The following is a 7,044-nucleotide window of genomic DNA, read 5'->3' on the forward strand; positions in this document are numbered from 1 at the left end:
AATGAAGCCTGATATCCATCCCAAGTACAAGCCGGTCGTCTTCCAGGACCTGTCCAGCGATTTCGCTTTTCTGACCCAGTCGACCATGTCGGGCAAGGAAACCGTGAAGTGGACGGACGGCAACGAATATCCGCTCGTTAAGATCGATATCTCCAGCCATTCGCATCCGTTCTACACGGGCAAGCAGAAGGCTGTGGACGCCGGTGGCCGCGTCGACAAGTTCCGTCGCCGTTACGCCAAGTAAGCGAATCACGCTTTCCAGCGGGAAAAACGCCGGCCCTGTGCCGGCGTTTGCGTTTGCCAGCCTGCAACTTGCCAGACAGGACCGCCTGACGCGTTGTGCTATGCAATAATTGGCACTGGATTCGGGCGCGTATGTTGATTTCCCAAGCGTGTCCGCGGCCTGTCGCCAATCAATCCCAGCCAACATCAGGTTCGGGCCAGCAACAACGGTCCGGATCCCGCCACAAGGAGTCCGTCGTGTCCGACCAATCAGTCAAACTCACCGATACCGCCAACGATCGCAGCACTACATTGCCGGTGGTGACCGGCACGCTGGGTGACCCTGCGCTCGATATCGGCAAGCTCAAGAAAGACACCGGATACTTCACCTACGATCCCGGATTCGTTTCCACTGCGAGCACGCGCAGTGCCATCACCTATATTGATGGTGACAAGGGTGTATTGCTGTATCGCGGGTATCCGATCGAGCAACTCGCCAAGCACTCGAGCTTCCTCGAGACGTCATACCTGCTGATCAACGGCGAACTGCCGAACAAGGACGAGTTCAGCAAGTTCGAGCATGAAGTCACGCATCACACGATGATGCACGAGTCGCAGAAGAACTTTCTCAACGGTTTCCGCTACGACGCGCACCCGATGGCCATGTTGTGCGCCTCGGTGGCCGGCATGTCGGCGTTCTACCACGACACGCTGGACATGGAAGACCCCGAGCAGCGCCGTCTGGCGGCGATCCGCCTGATCGCAAAGGTGCCCACCATCGCAGCTGCGGCCTATCGATCATCGGTGGGTTGGCCGGTTCGCTATCCGCGCAACAATCTCGAGTACGTGACCCGCTTCCTGCACATGATGTTCGAAGTACCGAGCGAGCCGCTGGAAATGAATCCTGTTGTGGCCAAGGCGCTGGATCTGCTGTTTATCCTGCATGCCGACCATGAGCAGAATGCGTCGACGTCGACCGTGCGTCTGGTTGGCTCCACCGGTGCAAACCCCTATGCCTGCGTGTCCGCCGGCATCGCGGCGCTTTGGGGCCCTGCGCACGGAGGAGCCAACGAAGCCGTGTTGTCGATGCTGACCGACATTGGCGATGCAAAGAACGTGGCATCCGCAGTGGCCAAGGCCAAGGACAAGGATTCCGGTTTCCGCCTGATGGGCTTTGGCCATCGCGTCTACAAGAATTTTGATCCGCGTGCGACGATCATCCGCGAGATGACGCACAAGGTGCTGGCAGATCTCAACATCAAGGATCCGCTGCTCGACGTGGCCCTGGCCCTCGAGGAGGTAGCGTTGAAGGATTCCTATTTCGTCGAGCGCAAGCTGTATCCGAATGTCGATTTCTATTCGGGCCTTATTTACAAGGCGCTGAAGATTCCGACCGAAATGTTCACCGTGATGTTTGCGATCGCACGAACCTCCGGCTGGGTTGCGCACTGGCTGGAACAGCAAGGCACGCCGGATGCCAAGATCGGGCGTCCGCGCCAGGTTTACACCGGCTCGGTTGAGCGTGACTACGTGGATCTTTCCAAGCGCTGATCAGTGCTGCTTCAGGGTTTCAGCAATTCGAGCAGCCGGTTGATGCCGGCCCTCTGCATGGGGCGCTCGGAGATCCGGTCCAGCGGGGCCTGGCGCAGACCATCCAATGGAAAGATGGTCAGGTCGACTACGACCTCGCCTGCCGAAAACAGCACGACCGGAAGCGCCTGTTCGACATTGCCGCCGAAGCGCAAGCGCCTGTCCTGGAGCTCGTACGGAATGCCGTGGTCGAGGAGAAAGCGGATCGCCTGCTCTGCGTTCTCGCTGAATACGTGCAGACAGATTGCCGAATGTTCGTCAGCGGTTCCCTCCAGCACGGCGCCTACCAGCCGAGGCTGGAACCGATCGAGGAATCGCATGGCCTCTACCGCTGCATCACGCAGGCGCACCAGAGCGCCGGGCTGCGACGCCGCCTGAAACAGGCGTTGATGCTCGCGCAGCGCGGTTTCGATCTCAACGTTGCGCGGCAGGGGCACCTGCTCGCCGAAACCAAGCAACTGTGCTGCCTTGAGTTTGGCTGTGTGATAGTCACGCATGCCCTGTTCGGCAATCATGCGCGCCGCTTCGACAGCTATGCGCCTGCGGACTTCGGCGGAGTTGCCGCGATCGGACCGGGACATCAGAAGACGTCGTAGGCCTCGCGTTGCTCGTCTTCCTGATGGTCTGGTCGTGCGGCCAGTTGGGTAACGTCCTCTGTCTTGAAGTACTCGACGATCGAATCGGGGTCGCCGGCTGGCGCAAGCAATCCGCTGCTCTTGTCGACGCGTGCGGTGGTGATGCCTGGCGGCATGTCGAATGGCTGCTCCTCCATGTCCGCCAGTGCGGCGCGCATGAATCCAATCCAGATCGGCAAGGCGGACCTCGATCCGAACTCGCGACTACCAAGCGAGCTGAAATCATCAAAGCCAACCCAGGCTGTAGCGACCATGCGCGAATTGAACCCGGAGAACCACGCGTCGCGATATTCGTTGGTGGTGCCTGTCTTCCCGGCCAGATCGCCGCGCTTGAGTACCATCGCGCCGGAACCGGTGCCGCGGCGGACGACATCGCGCATCAGGGAGGTGACGAGGTAGGCATTGCGAGCATCAATCACGCGCGGTGCCAGTCTCGGCTCGCCCGCTACGGCTGGTGTCGCTGTCGAAGCATTTGCCGTTGTGATCGGCGCGAAAGATGCCGAGCCCTCAGCGGCGAGGCTCGCGCGCTCCTGCTCCTCTTCAAGCAGTCGCTGCGGACAGTCACGACATGCGCGAACCGGATTGGCGGTGTAGATGACCTGCCCGTCCCGGTCTGCAATCTGGACGATCAGGTACGGATCAACAAGAAAGCCGCCATTGGAAAGCACGGCATAGCCGCGTGCCATCGCCAGCGGAGAGACCGCAGCCGTGCCCAGCGCCATCGAAAGATTCTCGGGGACCTGCTGTGCGGTAAAGCCAAACCGGGTGACGTATTCGTGCGCGTAGCGGACACCGATGGCGTCGAGCAGGCGAACCGAGACCAGGTTCTTGGATCGCACCAGGGCCTCGCGCAATCGAATGGGGCCATCGAACTTTCCGTCGTCATTTGACGGTGTCCACAGGCCGTTGGGTCGGGAGACATCTGGAAAGACCAGAGGCGCATCATTGATGACTGATGCGGGTGTGAAGCCGTGATCCATGGCTGCCGAATAGATAAACGGCTTGAAGCTCGATCCGGCCGAGCGGCTCGACTGGGTTGCGCGGTTGAACTTGCTGCGCGAGAAATTGAAGCCGCCTATAAGCGCCCTGATGGCGCCGTCCTCGGGCGACAATCCGACCATCGCGCCTTGTACGGAGGGTATCTGCGCGAGTCGCCAGTTGCCCTCATCGTCGAGTGAGACGCGCACGATATCTCCGGCATTGAGGACCTCGTCGACCCGTTTTGGAGCGGGGCCTCGGCGACTGTCGTCAATGTACGGGCGCGCCCACGCCACGGCTTCAAGGTCGAGCAACACCACCTGCCCGTCACCGATTTGCACCTGCGCATCATCAGCCCCGGCTTCGGAGACTATGCCCGGTATCAGGCCGTTGACCGTGCGGTAGCCGTCGATTTCCTCGATCAGGCTTTCGGGCGTGGCGCCGGCAGCAACCTCAGAGTGCGCCTCGGCACCGCGAAAACCGTGGCGCCTGTCGTAGTCGATCAGCGAGTCGCGCAATGCCTTGTTGGCTGCTTCCTGATCCGCCGAAACAATCGAGGTTTGAATGACATAGCCATTGTTGAGCGCATCGTTGCCAAGTCGCTCGATGGCTTCCTGTCGCACCAGTTCTGCGACGTATGGGGCGTCGATTTCGATCGGTGGTTCATGCGCGAAGGATTGATCGTCCTCGGCCATGGCCTGATCGTAGATGGCCTTGTCGATGTGGCCGAGGTCAAGCATGCGGCCAAGCACGTAGGCTCGACGCAGCATGGCTCTGGGCATGTTGTTGATGGGGTTGCCGGTGGACGGAAACTTCGGCAATGAAGCCAGCATTGCGCATTCCGCCTGGGTCAGCTGGTCAAGTGTCTTGCCGTAGTAGAACTCTGCCGCGGCTGCAATGCCGTAGGCCCGGTTGCCGAAGAAGCTCTTGTTCAGGTACAGCGCGAGGATGTCGTCCTTGCTCAGGGCGCTCTCGATGCGGAAGGCGAGAAAAATCTCCGACAGCTTGCGGGTATACGTCACTTCCGGGCTCAGGAAGAACTGGCGAGCCACTTGCTGTGTGATCGTGCTGCCTCCCGCCACATGCTTGCTGCCGGTCGTGGTGACCAGCCAGACCGCACGCAGGATGCCTCCAATGTCGATGCCCGGATGCGTGTAGAAATCCGCGTCCTCGGCTGAGAGAACGGCGTATTTGAGCCGATCCGGCACCTGGCTCATGTCGATCGGGATGCGGCGGGTCTCGCCGAAAGTCGCCATCAGCTTGCCGTCAGAAGAGAGCACCTTGAGTGGTACCTGCAACTGGACATCCTTGAGGGTCTCGACCGACGGCAGGCGTGGCGAAATCAGCCAATAGGCTATGCCGATTGCCAGGCCGCCGAAGATGACGCCGGCCAATCCGAGGTAGGCGGCGTAGCGGACAACGCGAAGAAAGATTCTCATGCAGCTGATGCGACTTGTGATGGCATTCAAGGAAGGATTCTGGTGCAAGCGACAGAGTATAGGTGCAATGGGGTTTCCGGGGAGCGTCAGCAACCGGATGTTGAAACTCTATTCATGAATGAGCAATTGGGCGCTCGGATCGGCTCTGGAGACAGATTTGCCCTGCGGCAAGCGACGTTCCTGGCCGATATTTGCGCGTTTGCGGGGTTGTCCCGAGCGATTCCTGACGGTCTGCGCGGGGATCAGAGGCCCAAAATGGTCAAATTCTGTCAGTTTTCGCGACGGGATCGACTATTTGAGCTCTCCCTGTTGCCAATTGGTTAAGTTTTAGATTTAATGTGAAAACACATGTTTCGCTCGTAAGGGCGCGTGGCAAGGGGAAAAAGTAGTGGGACTCTTCACTCCTAAGGCACCGGTTCTGATCGGAGTCGACATCAGTTCAACAGCCGTCAAGCTGTTGCAACTGGGTCAGGCTGGCGGTCGGTATCGCGTTGAGCACTACGCCGTCGAGCCATTGCCGCCGAACGCCGTAGTCGAAAAGAATATCGTCGAGGTCGAGGCAGTAGGTGATGCAATCCGCCGCGCGCTGAGCAGATCCGGGACCAAGACCCGGTTTGCCGCCGCCGCTGTGGCTGGCTCGGCCGTGATTACCAAGATCGTTCCGATGCCCGCCGACCTGTCCGAGGAGGACATGGAGGCGCAAATCCAGATCGAGGCCAACCAGTACATCCCGTATCCAATCGAGGAAGTCAGTCTCGATTTCGAGGTGCTGGGGCCGGTCAAGGACAACCCGGACATGGTCAATGTCCTGTTGGCCGCCTCGCGAACCGAAAATGTCGACTTGCGTGTCGCCGCGCTGGATCTCGGCGGATTGGGCGCGAAGACGATGGACGTCGAAGCGTTCGCGATGGAAAACGCTTTCCGCCTGATAGCCGATCAGTTGTCCGTGCCCAAGGAAGCGGTGGTAGCCGTCATTGATGTCGGCGCGACCATGACGACGCTGATCGTGCTGCGCAATCAGCGCACGATCTATTCGCGCGAACAGGTATTCGGCGGCAAGCAATTGACCGATGAGGTCATGCGCCGCTATGGACTGAGCTACGAAGAAGCCGGACTGGCCAAACGCCAGGGTGGACTACCGGAATCCTACGAAATCGAAGTTCTCGAGCCGTTCAAGGAGGCCATGGTCCAGCAGATCAGCCGCCTTTTGCAGTTCTTCTTCGCTGGCAGTGAGTACAGTCGTGTCGACCAGATCGTGCTCGCAGGTGGTTGCGCCTCGATCACTGGCGTGGCCGACATGGTCGAAGAGCAGCTTGGGGTGCCCTGCGCTGTCGCAAATCCGCTCGCCAACATGTCGCTTTCATCGCGCGTGCAGGCGCAGACCCTCGCTCAGGATGCTCCGGCATTGATGATCGCGTGCGGTCTGGCGATGAGGAGTTTCGACTGATGGCTAGAATCAACCTATTGCCCTGGCGAGCCGAACGCCGCAAGCAGCGTGAACGCGAGTTCTACATGATGCTGCTGGCTACTGCCGTTGTCGCAGTGTTCCTGTTCCTCTGCGCCTCCTGGTGGATGGGCCAGCGCATCGACAACCAGGGGCAGCGCAACACCTATCTCGAGAAACAGATCAAGCAGCTCGACGAACAGATCGAGACGATCAAGAACCTCGAGCGGGTCCGGTCACAGTTGCTGGCGCGAAAGGAGATCATTGAGGATCTTCAATCGAACCGCTCGCAGATGGTGCATCTGTTCGACCAGATGTCGAAAACCGTGCCGGAAGGCCTGCGCCTGACTTCATTGAAGCAGGCCGGCGACAAGCTCACGCTCGAGGGCGTGGCGGAGTCGAGTACACGGGTAGCTACCTATATGCGATCCCTGGAAGCGTCGCCGCAGCTCGGGCGCGCTGATCTGGCCAAGATCGAGAGTCGAGAAGGAGAGGCTGGCGTCGATCCGAAAATGCCCTATGTGTTCTCGCTTGCCGTGACGACAAAGAAGAATGCCGAGGCCGAGCAGGAAGGAGCAACCGACGGGGATACGCCAGACGCGGCGGCGACGGATGAAGCGGACGCAGCGAAGCCGGTCGATCTGGGCGCGCAGCTTGAAAGTGCCGCCACCCAATTGACTGCCAAGCCCGATCCGGCCGACAAGGCGGCAGCGGAGGCCAAGCCCGCGTCTACGCC

General features: G+C 60.0%; 6 protein-coding genes. 4 read left to right on the top strand and 2 right to left on the bottom strand.

The genetic code is table 11. From position 1 onward, the window contains the following. Window position 1: 1 nt before the first annotated feature. Window positions 2-244: a type B 50S ribosomal protein L31 gene (locus WBP53_RS14735; RefSeq protein WP_423930238.1), complete on the top strand. Its 243-nt coding sequence runs from the start codon at window positions 2-4 to the stop codon at window positions 242-244. A gap of 236 nt (window positions 245-480) precedes the next feature. Then, the gene (locus WBP53_RS14740) at window positions 481-1,773 is read left to right on the top strand and encodes a citrate synthase (RefSeq protein ID WP_423930240.1); all 1,293 of its coding nucleotides are present in this window, start codon (window positions 481-483) and stop codon (window positions 1,771-1,773) included. 11 nt (window positions 1,774-1,784) lie between these two features. Here the strand turns inward: WBP53_RS14740 and WBP53_RS14745 are convergent, their stop codons facing one another. Beyond that, on the bottom strand, window positions 1,785-2,393 hold the full coding sequence (locus WBP53_RS14745; protein WP_423930242.1) for a hypothetical protein: 609 nt from the start codon (window positions 2,391-2,393) through the stop codon (window positions 1,785-1,787). Then, window positions 2,393-4,864, bottom strand: coding sequence for a penicillin-binding protein 1A (locus WBP53_RS14750; protein ID WP_423930244.1), 2,472 nt, complete (start codon window positions 4,862-4,864; stop codon window positions 2,393-2,395). The genes WBP53_RS14745 and WBP53_RS14750 overlap by 1 nt, the downstream gene beginning before the upstream one ends. A 388-nt stretch (window positions 4,865-5,252) precedes the next feature. Between WBP53_RS14750 and WBP53_RS14755 the strand changes: the two genes are divergently transcribed. Together WBP53_RS14755 and WBP53_RS14760 are read left to right on the top strand one after the other, a co-directional pair. Then, window positions 5,253-6,311 carry a pilus assembly protein PilM gene (locus tag WBP53_RS14755; RefSeq protein ID WP_423930246.1) on the top strand — a complete coding sequence of 353 codons (1,059 nt, stop codon included), beginning with the start codon at window positions 5,253-5,255 and terminating at the stop codon, window positions 6,309-6,311. After that, window positions 6,311-7,044, top strand: a 734-nt coding sequence (locus WBP53_RS14760; RefSeq protein WP_423930248.1) for a PilN domain-containing protein, incomplete at its 3' end; no start/stop codon positions are given. The genes WBP53_RS14755 and WBP53_RS14760, both read left to right, overlap by 1 nt.

The organism is Dokdonella sp. (genome assembly GCF_049593775.1).
Taxonomy (GTDB): Bacteria; Pseudomonadota; Gammaproteobacteria; order Xanthomonadales; family Rhodanobacteraceae; genus Dokdonella.

Coding starts and splice junctions, on each gene's coding strand:
- WBP53_RS14735 (WP_423930238.1), top strand. CDS start 2: ATGAAGCCTGATATCCATCCCAAGTACAAGCCGGTCGTCTTCCAGGAC.
- WBP53_RS14745 (WP_423930242.1), bottom strand. CDS start 2,393: ATGTCCCGGTCCGATCGCGGCAACTCCGCCGAAGTCCGCAGGCGCATA.
- WBP53_RS14750 (WP_423930244.1), bottom strand. CDS start 4,864: ATGAGAATCTTTCTTCGCGTTGTCCGCTACGCCGCCTACCTCGGATTG.